12 protein-coding genes are annotated in these 12,856 nt (G+C 71.4%); 6 read left to right on the top strand and 6 right to left on the bottom strand.

Translation table 11 applies throughout. From position 1 onward, the window contains the following. Positions 1-134: 134 nt before the first annotated feature. From ACZ5SK_RS21075 to ACZ5SK_RS21095, 5 genes are all read left to right on the top strand, one after another. On the top strand, positions 135-1,130 hold the full coding sequence (locus ACZ5SK_RS21075; protein ID WP_468576427.1) for a glycoside hydrolase family 43 protein: 996 nt from the start codon (positions 135-137) through the stop codon (positions 1,128-1,130). 9 nt (positions 1,131-1,139) lie between these two features. After that, on the top strand, positions 1,140-2,177 hold the full coding sequence (locus tag ACZ5SK_RS21080) for a LacI family DNA-binding transcriptional regulator (RefSeq protein WP_334579729.1): 1,038 nt from the start codon (positions 1,140-1,142) through the stop codon (positions 2,175-2,177). 2 nt (positions 2,178-2,179) lie between these two features. Beyond that, positions 2,180-3,217 (top strand): LacI family DNA-binding transcriptional regulator, encoded by a 1,038-nt coding sequence (locus ACZ5SK_RS21085; RefSeq protein WP_334581342.1) that lies wholly within the window; start codon positions 2,180-2,182, stop codon positions 3,215-3,217. Between the two features lie 66 nt (positions 3,218-3,283). Next, entirely contained in the window at positions 3,284-3,427 is a 144-nt protein-coding gene (locus tag ACZ5SK_RS21090) for a hypothetical protein (RefSeq protein WP_334579730.1), read from the top strand. A gap of 211 nt (positions 3,428-3,638) precedes the next feature. Then, a complete protein-coding gene (locus ACZ5SK_RS21095) occupies positions 3,639-4,202 on the top strand; it encodes a dihydrofolate reductase family protein (protein ID WP_334579731.1) in 564 nt (187 codons plus the stop codon). An 88-nt stretch (positions 4,203-4,290) separates the two neighbouring features. Here ACZ5SK_RS21095 and ACZ5SK_RS21100 read toward each other — a convergent pair whose 3' ends face one another. From ACZ5SK_RS21100 to ACZ5SK_RS21110, 3 genes are read right to left on the bottom strand one after another with little or no spacing between them, the layout of a single operon-like run. Continuing rightward, entirely contained in the window at positions 4,291-5,088 is a 798-nt protein-coding gene (locus ACZ5SK_RS21100) for a sugar phosphate isomerase/epimerase family protein (RefSeq protein ID WP_334581343.1), read from the bottom strand. A gap of 38 nt (positions 5,089-5,126) precedes the next feature. Then, positions 5,127-6,281 carry a dihydrodipicolinate synthase family protein gene (locus ACZ5SK_RS21105; protein WP_468576428.1) on the bottom strand — a complete coding sequence of 385 codons (1,155 nt, stop codon included), beginning with the start codon at positions 6,279-6,281 and terminating at the stop codon, positions 5,127-5,129. Continuing rightward, positions 6,278-7,435: a Gfo/Idh/MocA family protein gene (locus tag ACZ5SK_RS21110; protein WP_334579733.1), complete on the bottom strand. Its 1,158-nt coding sequence runs from the start codon at positions 7,433-7,435 to the stop codon at positions 6,278-6,280. The genes ACZ5SK_RS21105 and ACZ5SK_RS21110 overlap by 4 nt, the downstream gene beginning before the upstream one ends. 317 nt (positions 7,436-7,752) lie before the next feature. Between ACZ5SK_RS21110 and ACZ5SK_RS21115 the strand changes: the two genes are divergently transcribed. After that, on the top strand, positions 7,753-8,799 hold the full coding sequence (locus ACZ5SK_RS21115; protein WP_334579734.1) for a LacI family DNA-binding transcriptional regulator: 1,047 nt from the start codon (positions 7,753-7,755) through the stop codon (positions 8,797-8,799). A 336-nt stretch (positions 8,800-9,135) separates the two neighbouring features. Here ACZ5SK_RS21115 and ACZ5SK_RS21120 read toward each other — a convergent pair whose 3' ends face one another. From ACZ5SK_RS21120 to ACZ5SK_RS21130, 3 genes are all read right to left on the bottom strand, one after another. Continuing rightward, positions 9,136-10,341: an esterase/lipase family protein gene (locus tag ACZ5SK_RS21120; protein ID WP_334579735.1), complete on the bottom strand. Its 1,206-nt coding sequence runs from the start codon at positions 10,339-10,341 to the stop codon at positions 9,136-9,138. 758 nt (positions 10,342-11,099) lie between these two features. Further along, positions 11,100-11,489, bottom strand: a complete 390-nt coding sequence (gene rbsD, locus ACZ5SK_RS21125; protein ID WP_319674584.1) for a D-ribose pyranase — start codon at positions 11,487-11,489, stop codon at positions 11,100-11,102. Continuing rightward, on the bottom strand, positions 11,486-12,439 hold the full coding sequence (locus ACZ5SK_RS21130) for a ribokinase (protein ID WP_334579736.1): 954 nt from the start codon (positions 12,437-12,439) through the stop codon (positions 11,486-11,488). The genes rbsD and ACZ5SK_RS21130 overlap by 4 nt, the downstream gene beginning before the upstream one ends. Between the last annotated feature and the right edge of the window lie 417 nt (positions 12,440-12,856).

Raw genomic sequence — 12,856 nt, forward strand, 5'->3', positions numbered from 1 at the left:
GCAGAGCCCTCAGCACGGAGCCTGCCCGACTCGATGATCTGACGCCTATGCGATGTCCTGGCTCTTTGACAACGATGAATCTCCAGTGCGATGCTGCCGCCGCTTAGGTCCCGCACACGAGGAGACACCACCCCGTGCCACAGAGCACTCACGTCAGACGGCCCGCCGGTCACCTCTTCGCCTACTTCACCGGCGAGCACCACCCGGACGGCGAGCGGATCCGCTTCGCACTGTGTGATGGCCCCGGCATGGTCCGCTGGACGGAGCACGCCGCCATCCCACCGCTCGCTCCGGCCGACGGCGGTGCGCGGGACCCGTTCCTGATCCGGGCCGCGGACGGCAGCGGCTTCCATCTGCTCGCCACCGACCTGCGCATCCACGGCAGTGCCGGCTGGGAGCAGGCGATCGCGCACGGCAGCCGCAGCCTGCTGGTGTGGGACTCGGCCGACCTGCGCGACTGGGAGGGACCACGCCGGGTGGAGGTCATGCCGGAGCAGGCGGGTTGTGTCTGGGCGCCCGAAGCCGTCTACGACCCCGGCCGGGAGGAATACCTGGTGTTCTGGGCCTCCACCGTCTACCCGGACGACGACCCGGGGCACGAGAGCCCCTCGTACCAGCGCATGTACTGCGCGACCACCAAGGACTTCCGCACGTTCGGCGCCCCGCGTGTGTGGCTGGACAGGGGCTACCCCGTCATCGACTCCACCGTCGTCGAGCACGACGGATGGTTCTACCGGTTCACCAAGGACGAGCGACTGCCCGGCACCCCGGACGCCCCCGACGCCAAGTTCGTCTTCGTGGAACGCTCCCGGGACCTGATCGCCCCGGACTACGAGCCGGTGACGCAGGGCGTGGGCCGCGGCGCCGGAGGACTGCCGGGGCTGGCGCACGCCGAGGGCCCGATCGTGCTCCCGGCGCCCGACGGGCAGGGCTGGCTGCTCCTGCTGGACGAGTTCGGCGGCCGCGGGTACGTGCCCTTCCGGGCCGACCGCCTGGACAGCCCGGTGTGGCTTCCCGCGGCAGACCCGGACGTCTGCGCCCTGCCTCCGGGCCTGCGCCACGGCTCCGTACTGCCGCTCACCGAGGCGGAATACGCCACGCTGCGCACCCTGATCCCCGCCGAAGCCTAGAGTTCGGTCATGTCCACGATGCATGACGTGGCCCTGCGGGCCGGGGTGTCATTGAAGACCGTCTCCCGGGTGGTCAACAACGAGCCGAGCGTCAGCGAACCGACCCGGCAGAAGGTCAACGCCGCCATAGCGGAGCTGGGCTTTAGGCCCAACTCGGTCGCCCGCAACCTGCGCACCGGCCGGATCGACGTGGTCGGCCTCGTCCTGCCGCAGTTGTCCCAGCCGTACTTCTCCTCGCTCGCCGAAGCGATCATGCGGGAGGCGGAGCGCCACGGGCTCACCGTGCTGATCGAGGTCACCGACGGGGACGCCGAAGCCGAGCTGGCCCTGGTGCGCGAACACGGTCCGCACCTGGGCGGGCTGCTGATGTACCCGGTCGGACTGTCGGACGCCGAGGCCCGGACCGTCGCACGAATCGTGCCTACGGTGTTCATGTCCGAGCGTGCCTACGACGCACCCGTCGACCGGGTCGCCATGGCCAACCGGGAAGGCGTCCGGGCCCTCGTCGGGCACATGGTGTCCCTGGGATACACCCGGATCGCGGCTCTCGGCGCCGATCACAGCGACCTTCCCGAGCGGTCGGCGGCCCACCTGCGCCTGGCGGGCTACCAGGACGGGCTGCGCGACGCCGGCCTGCCCTGCCTCCCCGAACTCGTCATCGACACCGACCCCCACTGGGGCCGCCAAGTGGGGGCCGCGGGCATCCGCCGGCTGATCGAACGGGGCGTCCCGTTCGACGCCGTGGTCGCCTTCGCCGACGCGCTGGCGCTGGGCGCCCTGCCTGCCGTGCGGGAGGCAGGGCTGCGGGTTCCCGCGGAGGTGGCCGTCGCCGGGTTCGACGACACGGACGAAGCCCGCTACTCCTATCCGTCGCTCACCTCTGTCGCCCCCGGCACAGCACAGATCGCCCGGGAGGCGCTGGCTCTGCTGAACGACCGCATGACCGATGACACCGCCCCGGACGCGGGGCGGCTCGTCGTCGCCGACTTCGAACTGATGCTGCGCGAGTCGACTGTGGGAGGGATGGCGGCATGGGGCGGAGCGTGACCATGCGTACGGTGGCCGAAAAGGCGGGCGTGTCGGCCAAGACGGTCTCCAACGTCATCAACGGCACCGGCTCGTTCAGCGCGGAGACGGAGCACCGTGTCCGCGCGGCCATTGAGGAGTTCGGCTACAAGATCAACCCCTTCGCCCGCGGTCTGCGCTCGCGGCGCACCGGCACCATCGCCCTGGTCCTGCCGAACGTCCACCAGCCGTTCTACGCGGAGCTGGCCGAACAGATCATCACGGGCCCGGAGACCCAGGGACTGAAAGTGCTGGTGGAGACCACCCGTGCGAGCGCCGACCGCGAGCGAACCGTGCTTTCCACGTCGCACGGGGAGCTCGTGGACGGGGTGATCTACGTACCGCAGGCCCTCACACCGGAGGAGTACCTGGCCCTGCCGGTCACTCAGCCCACGGTCGTCCTCGGCGAGCGTCCCGCTGGCGCGGCAGGACTGAGCCTGGACTACGTCGAGATCGCCGACGAACAAGGCGCGCACGCGGCCGTCAGCCATCTGCTCGCCCAGGGCCGTCGCCGGATCGCCGCCATCTGCGAACAGGCGGAGCCACGAGCCGGCGCCCGGCGCCTGAACGGTTACAGCAGGGCCCTCGCGGAAGCCGGGATCCCCTACGACGACTCCCTGGTGATCGGCGTGACCGATGCCGATCTATGGAGCTCAGGGGCCGGTGCGGTGACCCGGCTGCTGCGCACCCGCGTCCGCTTCGACGCCCTGTTCTGCCACAACGACGTCGTCGCCATCAGCGCGCTGTCGGTGCTCGAACGCAGCGGCGTGGCCGTACCGGACGACGTGGCGCTGACCGGCTTCGACGACATCGATGCAGCCCGCTTCACCTCGCCGTCCCTGACCACCGTCGACCCCCAGCGGGAGTCGATCGCCCGCACGGCTGTGGCGCTGCTGCGCTCCCGCATGGACGCGGAGGACTTCCGGGAGCTCCCGGGCCGCCGTGAGAGCACCGGGTTCGTTCTGCAGGTGCGCAGCTCCTCCTCCGCCGCTTCGCACACACCCGCCGCCGCGGAGGCATGACCAGGCGGATGTCGCTGCGCGCCCGTACCATGCGGATCAGGTCGTGGCAGCGGGGCCGGGCGGCAGGTGGAGGCTCTCGAGGCCGACATCCGCGCGTGGGTCAAGGACTGGAACGAGGACCCCAAGCCGTTCATCTGGACCAAAACAGCCGAGGAAATCCTCGACTCCCTCGCCCGCTTCTGCCAACGGATCTCCGGCGCAGGACACTAGCAGGACTCCGTCAGGTTGCTCTGCTTCTTGGGTTCTGGCTGGTGGTGGATGTTCTGGGCAGGGGCCGGTGCAGGTGAACCGGCGGGGCGTTTCGGTGGGTCTGCGGGGACGCCGGTATCCGGGAAGGGCCCGGGGGATCCGGCGCGTCGCGATGAGTTCTGCGGCGTCCGGCGGTCGTAGTGTCGAAACCCGTCACCGAGGAGGACTGCCGATGCGCAGCGTGAGCTATTCGATGAGCGTCTCGCTCGACGGCTACATCGTCGGGCCGGACGGCGGCTTCGACTGGTCGGCGCCCGACGAGGGGGTCTTTCGGTTCTGGATCGACGACATTCGAGAGGTCGGCGTCCACCTGTTGGGACGACGGCTGTACGAGACGATGCTGTACTGGGAGACCGCCGAGCAGGATGGCTCGCTCGACGACTCGGAGCTCGAGTTCGCCGCGCTCTGGAAGCCGCTCCCGAAGGTGGTGTTCTCCACCACGCTGTCGGCGGTGCAGGGCAATGCCCGTCTGGCCTCCGGCGGCCTCGCGGAGGAGATCGAGCGGTTGCGGGCCGAGCCGGGGGAGGGCGACATCGCGATCGGCGGCGCGACTCTCGCCACCGAGGCGGCCGCGTCGGATCTGATCGACGAGTACCGGGTCATGGTCTACCCGGTGCTGGTGGGCGGTGGCGTCCCGTTCTTCGCGCGGCAGGAGCGCCGGGTGGACCTCGAACTCGTCGAGACCCGCACCTTCAGCTCGAAATTCGTCTACCTCCGCTACCGCGTGGCGCGCTAGCCGGCTCGTCCCCCCGAGCCTTTTTTCGGCGGCCGGAGAGAGGGCCTGCAATCCCCCCATCCCCCTCTCCGGCCACCGCCGCCGAGCCCTACGCCGTGTGCTCCAGGAACCGGGCCGCCGTCTCCGCGAGGACCTCGCGGCCGTCGCGGGCCCACAGCCCGTCGTTGAAGAGTTCGACCTCGATGGGGCCGGTGTAGCCGGCCGCCTCCACGTAGCCCTGCCATGCGCGCATGTCGATCGCGCCGTCGCCGATCTGACCGCGACCGTTCAGGACGCCCTCGGGCAACGGGGTCGTCCAGTCGGCGAGTTGGAAGGTGTGGATGCGGCCGGACGCGCCGGCCCGCGCGATCTGGGCGGGGGCCCGGTCGTCCCACCAGATGTGGTACGTGTCGACCGCGACGCCGACCTGGTGGGCCGGGAAGCGTTCCGCGAGGTCAAGGGCCTGGGTGAGGGTCGAGACCACGCAGCGGTCGGACGCGTACATCGGGTGGAGGGGCTCGATGGCCAGCCGGACGCCGTGCCGCTCCGCGTACGGGCCCAGCTCCCCCAGGGCGTCCGCGATGCGCTCCCGCGCGCCGTGCAGGTCCTTCGAGCCGGCCGGGAGGCCGCCGGAGACCAGGACCAGCACCTCGGTGCCGAGGGCCGCGGCCTCGTCGATGGCCCGGCGGTTGTCGGCCAGGGCCGCCTTCCGCTCGGCCGGGTCGATGGCCGTGAAGAAGCCGCCCCGGCACAACGTTGTCACCGTCAGGCCCGCGTCGCGGACCAGCTTCGCGCTCGCCTCCAGACCGTGACTCTGGACCGGCTCACGCCACAGGCCGACGTTCGTCACGCCCAACTCGCGGCAGGCGTCGGCCAGTTCGGGCATCGACAGCTGCTTGACCGTCATCTGGTTGATGGAGAAGCGGGACAGGTCCCCGAGAGCGCTCACTGGTTCACCCCGTACAGCGACAGCAGGTTCTTCATGCGTTCCTCCGCCAGCTTCGGGTCCGGGAACAGGCCCAGACCGTCGGCGAGTTCGTACGCGCGGGCGAAGTGCGGGAGGGAACGGGCCGACTGCAGGCCGCCGACCATCGTGAAGTGGGACTGGTGGCCGGCCAGCCAGGCCAGGAAGACCACGCCCGTCTTGTAGAAGCGGGTGGGGGTCTGGAAGAGGTGGCGGGAGAGCTCGACCGTGGGGTCGAGGAGGGTGCGGAAGCCCGCCTTGTCGCCCGTGTCGAGGACGCGCACCGCCTCCGCCGCCAGGGGGCCCAGGGGGTCGAAGATGCCGAGGAGGGCGTGGCTGAAGCCCTTCTCGTCGCCCGCGATCAGCTCGGGGTAGTTGAAGTCGTCGCCCGTGTAGCAGCGGACGCCCTGCGGCAGCCTGCGGCGGATGTCGATCTCGCGTCCGGCGTCCAGCAGGGAGACCTTGATGCCCTCCACCTTGTCGGGGTGGGCCGCGATGACCTCCAGGAACACCTCCGTCGCCGCGTCCAGGTCCGACGACCCCCAGTAGCCCTCCAGCGCCGGGTCGAACATCGGGCCCAGCCAGTGCAGGATCACCGGCTCGGCGGACTGGCGCAGCAGGTGGCCGTAGACGTCCAGGTAGTCCTCGGGGCCGGCGGCGGCCGCCGCCAGGGCCCGGGACGCCATCAGGATCGCCTTGGCCCCCGACTCCTCCACGAGGGCGAGCTGCTCCTCGTAGGCGGCGCGGACCTCGGCGAGGGAGGCCGGGGCGGTGAGCTGGTCGGTGCCGACGCCGCAGGCGACGAGCCCGCCGACGGACTTGGCCTCGGCGGCCGATCTGCGGATCAGTTCGGCCGCGCCCGCCCAGTCCAGGCCCATGCCGCGCTGGGCGGTGTCCATCGCCTCGGCGACGCCGAGGCCGTGGGACCACAGGTGACGGCGGAAGGCGAGGGTGGCGTCCCAGTCGACGGCGGCCGGGGAGTCCGGCGACACGTCCGCGAACGGGTCGGCGACGACGTGCGCGGCGGAGTAGACCGTGCGGGAGGTGAAGGGGGCGCCGGTGGTGACGGCGAGGGGTTCCGTGCGGGGCTCGTACGACCGCAGGGCCCCGGTGGGGTTCGGGAGTCGGATCGTCACAGCGTGACCTCCGGGACGTCGAGGCGGCGGCCCTCCGCCGAGGACCTCAGGCCCAGCTCGGCGAGCTGGACGCCACGGGCTCCGGCGAGGAGGTCCCAGTGGTAGGGGGCGTCGGCGTAGACGTGCTTGAGGAACAGCTCCCACTGGGCCTTGAAGCCGTTGTCGAAGTCCTGGTTGTCCGGGACCTCCTGCCACTGGTCGCGGAAGACCTCGGTGGCGGGGATGTCGGGGTTCCAGACCGGCTTGGGGGTGGCGGACCTGTGCTGGACGCGGCAGTTGCGGAGTCCGGCGACCGCCGAGCCCTCCGTGCCGTCCACCTGGAACTCCACCAGCTCGTCGCGGTTGACGCGGACCGCCCAGGAGGAGTTGATCTGGGCGATCGCGCCGCCGTCGAGCTCGAAGATGCCGTAGGCGGCGTCGTCGGCGGTGGCGTCGTAGGGCTTGTCCTGCTCGTCCCAGCGCTGCGGGATGTGGGTGGCGGTGAGGGCCTGCACGGACTTCACACGGCCGAACAGCTCGTGGAGCACGTACTCCCAGTGCGGGAACATGTCGACGACGATGCCGCCGCCGTCCTCGGCGCGGTAGTTCCAGGACGGGCGCTGGGCGCTCTGCCAGTCGCCCTCGAAGACCCAGTAGCCGAACTCGCCGCGGATGGACAGGATCCGGCCGAAGAAGCCGCCGTCGATGAGGCGTTTCAGCTTGAGCAGGCCCGGCAGGAACAGCTTGTCCTGGACGACGCCGTGCTTGATGCCCTTCTCGTTCGCGAGGCGGGCGAGCTCCAGGGCGCCGTCGAGGCCCGTGGCCGTCGGCTTCTCGGTGTAGATGTGCTTGCCCGCCGCGATCGCCTTCTTGATCGCCTCCTCGCGGGCGGACGTCACCTGGGCGTCGAAGTAGATGTCGACGGTCGGGTCGGCGAGGACCGCGTCCACGTCGGTGGAGACGTTCTGCGGGTCCAGGCCGTGCTGCTCGGCCAGCGCCTTCAGCGCGTACTCGCGGCGGCCGACGAGGATCGGTTCCGGCCACAGCACGGTGCCGTCGCCGAGGTCGAGGCCGCCCTGTTCGCGCAGGGCCAGGATGGAGCGGACGAGGTGCTGGCGGTAGCCCATGCGCCCTGTCACGCCGTTCATGGCGATTCGCACCGTCTTGCGTGTCACGTCGATCCCTTCGTAGGCGTCGTGCGCAGCGTGCCTGCGCTATTCGTACGCGGTTGTGCGCGCCGCGTACGCCTCTTCCTGATCAGCGTTACAGCAAGCGCTTTCTATCCAAGGAGAAGCTAGCCTCTGACCAGCGGTCCGGACAAGACCGTGTCCATCCCGAGTTGTTCGAGGGGGCGAACGGCAGGGGTGCGGGGCCGTAAGGTCTGCTCGACACGCCCGGAACCGCGCCGTCACGGCGACTGTCTACCAGGGCGTACGACGACGTACGACAACGTATGACGTATGACGAGATGCGCGACCGGAGGACGACGAAGATGACGGTGACCCTGGCGGACGTGGCGGCCCGCGCGCAGGTCTCGCCCGCGACGGTGTCGCGCGTGCTGAACGGGAACTACCCCGTCGCCGCAACCACCCGGGAGCGGGTGCTGCGGGCGGTCGACGAGCTGGACTACGTGCTGAACGGGCCCGCGAGCGCGCTGGCGGCGGCGACGTCCGACCTCGTCGGCATCCTGGTGAACGACATCGCCGACCCGTTCTTCGGGATCATGGCGAGCGCGATCCAGCAGGAGATCGGGGGGCCGGGCGGCCGGGCCGGGGGCGAGCGGCTGGCGGTGGTCTGCAACACCGGGGGCTCGCCCGAGCGTGAGCTGACCTATCTGACGCTGTTGCAGCGGCAGCGGGCCGCGGCCGTGGTGCTGACGGGCGGGGCCATGGAGAACGAGCCGCACGCGGCGGCCGTGGCGGCGAAGCTGCGCAGGCTGGGCGAGGCGGGGACGCGGATCGTGCTGTGCGGCCGGCCGCCGGCGCCGGAGACCTCGGCGATCGCGCTGACCTTCGACAACCGCGGCGGCGGACGGGAGCTGACCGAGCACCTCATCGGGCTCGGCCACCGGCGGCTCGGCTACATCGCGGGCCCGGAGGAGCGGACGACGACCCGGCACCGGCTGGAGGGCCACCGGGCGGCGCTGGCCGCGGCCGGCATCGAGGAGGACCCGCGCTGGACCGTGCACGGCCGCTACGACCGGCGGGCGGGCTACGAGGCGACGCTGGAACTGCTGCGCCGGGACCCGTCCCTGACGGCGGTCGTCGCCGCGAACGACTCCGTCGCGGTGGGCGCGTGCGCGGCGCTGCGGGAGTCGGGGATGCGGATCCCGGACGACGTGTCGGTGGCGGGCTTCGACGACCTCCCCTTCAGCATCGACGCGGTGCCCTCCCTCACGACGGTGCGGCTGCCGCTGGCCGAGGCGGGCGCCCGGGCGGGCCGCATCGCCATGGGCCGCGAGGAGCCCCCGCCCGGCGGCATCGCCACCGTGCGGGGGGAACTGATGGTGCGGGGGTCCACGGGGGCGCCTCGCGGGTGAGGGTCGGGGGCCGGTGGTTTTCTGGGGGCCGGCGGGACTGGAGGCCGGCGGGGCTGAAGGGCGGCGGGACTGGAGGCCGGCGGGGCTGAAGGGCGGCGGGGCTGAAGGGCGGGGTACCGAAGGCCGGGGGGACTGAAGGCCGGCGGACCGGAGATCGGCCGGACCGGAGATCGGGCAGGACCGGAGACCGGGCAGGACCGGAGACCGGGGTACCGAGGGGCGGCGGACTGAAGGTCGACGGGGCCGGAGGCCGGGGCGCTGAAGGCCGGCGGGACCGGGGATCGGGCGGGACCGAAGGTCGGGGTACCGAAGGTCGTCGGGACTGAAGGGCGGGGGTCAGGCAGGGAGGCGGTCCAGGAGCCAGGTGCAGAGTTCCTCGGTGATGGCCGTGTGGGCGGTGGTCGTGGACGAGCAGAGGAATTCGTCCAACTCGCTTTCGTCCGGCGGGAGTTCGTTGATGTTGGTGTACAGGTCCGGCTGGCGTTCGACATCGCGGACGGCGACCGCGCTCACCGACGGGACGAAGCACACCTCCCCGTGCCGCAGGTCCACCGTGCCGCCGAGCTTCCGCAGCGTCTCGGCGAGGATCTGGTACGTGTGCAGCGTGCCGCCGGGCGCGCCGTCCAGCTCCGGGAAACCGCTGGTGGTGATGGTCTTTTCCGCCTTGGGGAATCTCCGGTTGAGGTAGGCGACCGTCACGTCGTCGCCCTGGGCCTGGGTGTAGAAGGTGGTGCCGGGGTAGATGCGGTCGATGCGCAGCGCGACGTCACCGGGCGGCATGTCGGGCAGGCCGACGCCGTCGCCGCGACCGTTGGCCACGGCGACCCTCAGCGGGATCTGCGGCCAGCCGCCGAGCCGCTCCAGTGCGGCCAGGAAATCCGTGCGCTCCTTGGCGACCCCGATCTTCCCGGTCTCCTTGTCGTAGTGCCGCCACAGCATCTGGCGCGCGGCCGGGCTGTCCATCTGCTTCGCGAAGTCGTTCGGGAACGGGATGAAGTACGAGAACGCCTGCACGCCGACCGGGATGGAGGCGCCCCGGTGCGGGCTGTCGTAGGAGAAGTACAGGCCGGTCCGGTGGTCCATCCGCTGGGCCTCCATTCTGGCCAGCGCGTAGCGGGTGACGATGCCGCCCATGCTGAAGCCGCCGACCACCAGCCGGGCGCCGCCGAACTGCTGGGCGGCGGCCCGCATGATCGCGGCCTCGACCGCGTGCGCGTTGTCCAGGATGGACGCGCTGCGCTCCTCGAAGCCGAGCAGGATCACGTCCCTGCCGCGCCGGCGCAGCTCGGTGACGAACGGGAAGCCGCCCTCCAGTCCCTGGTAGAGCTTGTCGAGCTCGCTGCGGCCGAGATTGAAGCCGTCGGCCATGATCACGGGCCGGACGAGACGGCCGTTGTTGCCCTCGCCGGGGAAGACCCAGGCGAAGCCGTTCGGCAGCGCCCATTCCTCGTGCTCCGGTACGGCGACCGGGTGGGCGGGTTCGACGGTCAGCGGGTCGCCGAGGGTGAACGCGCCGATGTTGGGTTCGGTCGTCTCGGACATGGTCGTACTCCTCGCGGAAGAGGCGGCAGAGACGACGTCAGGATGCTGGACGAACCGGGCGAACCGCCCATGCAGTCAGGGGTGTTCACTACAACTGATGGAATATGCACGGAAATGGTTTGATGCGTCCGGCATGTGCCATTGGCCTGTTCTCTTCGCTTACCTGTTCCTCGCCGATCCCATGCCGAATACTCTCCGAAAAATTTCCCGCGGACCGCGCAACCCTTACCGTCCTGTGGCTGTCGTACATGGCATCAGGACTTCTGGAGGGGGATCCGGGGGGATCGCGGGGGTTCTGGTACGGAGGGGAAAAGCCGAGGGGGCCTGGTCGACGGACCAGACCCCCTCGAAGCTTCTCCGGACGCCTCGACTCAGCAGTGCGAAAGCTGCTGCTTCCAGGTGCTCGGGCCCCCGGTGTCCAGGTACAACTCCGTTGTCTGACAAGGCGATCCCGGCCCTGGTGTCGCGCCCCTCCGGGCCGCTATGGCGTGGTGCCACAGCTACTGCTACCGAACACTTGCCCAGTGCTCCACCCTTCAGGGCGGAGGTGTAGGGCATCCGTCGGCGTCCGGGTCGCCGGTGGTCCAGCACTCGACCTTTTGCCGCAGCGGGCCACCGCCGTGGAGCCGTAGCGCGGCTCGGTGCGCATCACGAGGGCGATTCCTCCCCGGCGTGGACGCCGGAGCCTCCTCGCAAGAACCAGGTGAAGTCTCAGGGTGCCGCGCGCTGCCGAGGCTTCCGCGCGTGCTGGGCCTCCGTCAGAAGAACACCCCGCACCGCAGCAGTACGTTCGCGTAGGGCCGCGCCTCACCCGTGCGCACCACCAGCCGCGCGCCCGCCGACAGCCTCTTCAGCTCCTCGTGCGAGACCAGGGCCAGCTCGGGGAAGTGCCCGTCCAGCAGTGCGGCCGCCGCCGGATTCGCCGCCCGGACCTCCGTCGCCGCCGTCGCGCCCTCCACGACCAGCTCGGCGAGCAGCCCCTCGACCACCTCCGCGAACGACGGCACCCCCGCCCGGAACGCGAGGTCCACGATCCGGGGACCGTCCGGTATCGGCATGCCGGCGTCGCACACCAGCACCCCGTCCCCGTGCCCCAACTCGGCAAGCGCACCGGAGAGCTGACGGTTGAGGATCCCGGCCTTCTTCACAGAAACTCGCCTCCCTGGGACTCTTCGGCCCCGTTGCCCGACTCCTGGTCCAGCGAAGCCACCTCCTGCGCCGTCGGGAACGACTCCTGCGCGCCGCGCCGGGTCACGGCGACCGCACCGACCCGCGCCGCGTACGCCGCCGCCTCGGCCAGGGACGCGCCCGCGCCCAGCTTCCACGCCAGCGCCGCCGTGAAGGAGTCGCCCGCACCGGTCGTGTCCACGGCCGTCACCTTCACGGACGGCACCCGCACCACACCCTCCGCCGAGGCCACCAGCGCGCCCTCCGCGCCCAGCGTGACGACCACCGACTTCGGCCCCTTCGCGAGCAGCACCCGCGCCCAGTCCTCCGGCCGGTCGCCGGCCTCCGCGTCCCCGAGGATCACCTTCGCCTCGTGCTCGTTGACGATCAGCGGGTCGCAGGCCGCGAGCAGCACGGCGGGCAGCGGGCGCGGCGGGGAGGGGTTCAGCACGAAGCGGCTGTCCGGCGACAGGCTCGCCGCCACCGCAACGACCGTCTCCAGCGGGATCTCCAGCTGTGCCGACACCACCCGGGAGGTCTGGAAGAGGCAGGCGGCGGCGCGTACGTCCTCCGGCGTCAGCCGGCCGTTCGCGCCCGGCGACACCACGATGCTGTTGTCGCCCGACGGGTCCACGGTGATCAGCGCGACGCCGGTCGGCGCCCCGCCCACCAGCACACCCACCGTGTCGACACCGGCCGCCCGCTGCGAGTCGAGCAGCAGCCGGCCGTTCGCGTCGTCGCCGACCCGGGCCAGCAGGGCCGTACGGGCCCCGAGGCGGGCGGCCGCGACGGCCTGGTTCGCGCCCTTGCCGCCGGGGTGGACGGCCAGGTCGGAGCCGAGGACGGTCTCCCCGGCCCCCGGCCGCCGCTCGACGCCGATCACCAGGTCGGCGTTGGCCGACCCTACGACCAGCAGGTCGTAGTCGTACATGAAGCAACTCCCCTTATACGTGGCCTGATAGGTGGCCTGATACATGGCCTGATACGTGGCTCGGGGCGAGCGCCCCCTCACCGAGGTGACCGCCCGCCCGCCCGTCCACCGAACACCGGCCGATTGCCCCGCCGAACGCCGCCCGACCCCCCACCGGGCCCGGGCTGATTGTCACCCCAACCCCGCGGGACCCCGGCCGCCGGATCCCGGGTGCCATACGCCGGACCCCGTTGCCGGATCCCCGGTTGCCGGTCCCGTAAGCCGGTCCCGGACCCTGGACCCGGGGTGCCGGTCCCGTACGCCGGACCCGGGGGCCGGACTCCGTACGCCGGACCCGGGGGCCGGACTCCGTACGCCGGACCCGGGGGCCGGACTCCGTACGCCGGACCCGGGGGCCGGACTCCGTACGCCGGACCA

Source organism: Streptomyces sp. NPDC031474, assembly GCF_055581185.1.

What these genes read in the sequence shown, in the direction of transcription:
- ACZ5SK_RS21080 (WP_334579729.1), top strand. Translation starts at nt 1,140, where the DNA reads ATGTCCACGATGCATGACGTGGCCCTGCGGGCCGGGGTGTCATTGAAG.
- ACZ5SK_RS21085 (WP_334581342.1), top strand. Translation starts at nt 2,180, where the DNA reads ATGCGTACGGTGGCCGAAAAGGCGGGCGTGTCGGCCAAGACGGTCTCC.
- ACZ5SK_RS21095 (WP_334579731.1), top strand. Translation starts at nt 3,639, where the DNA reads ATGCGCAGCGTGAGCTATTCGATGAGCGTCTCGCTCGACGGCTACATC.
- ACZ5SK_RS21100 (WP_334581343.1), bottom strand. Translation starts at nt 5,088, where the DNA reads ATGACGGTCAAGCAGCTGTCGATGCCCGAACTGGCCGACGCCTGCCGC.
- ACZ5SK_RS21115 (WP_334579734.1), top strand. Translation starts at nt 7,753, where the DNA reads ATGACGGTGACCCTGGCGGACGTGGCGGCCCGCGCGCAGGTCTCGCCC.
- ACZ5SK_RS21120 (WP_334579735.1), bottom strand. Translation starts at nt 10,341, where the DNA reads ATGTCCGAGACGACCGAACCCAACATCGGCGCGTTCACCCTCGGCGAC.
- ACZ5SK_RS21130 (WP_334579736.1), bottom strand. Translation starts at nt 12,439, where the DNA reads ATGTACGACTACGACCTGCTGGTCGTAGGGTCGGCCAACGCCGACCTG.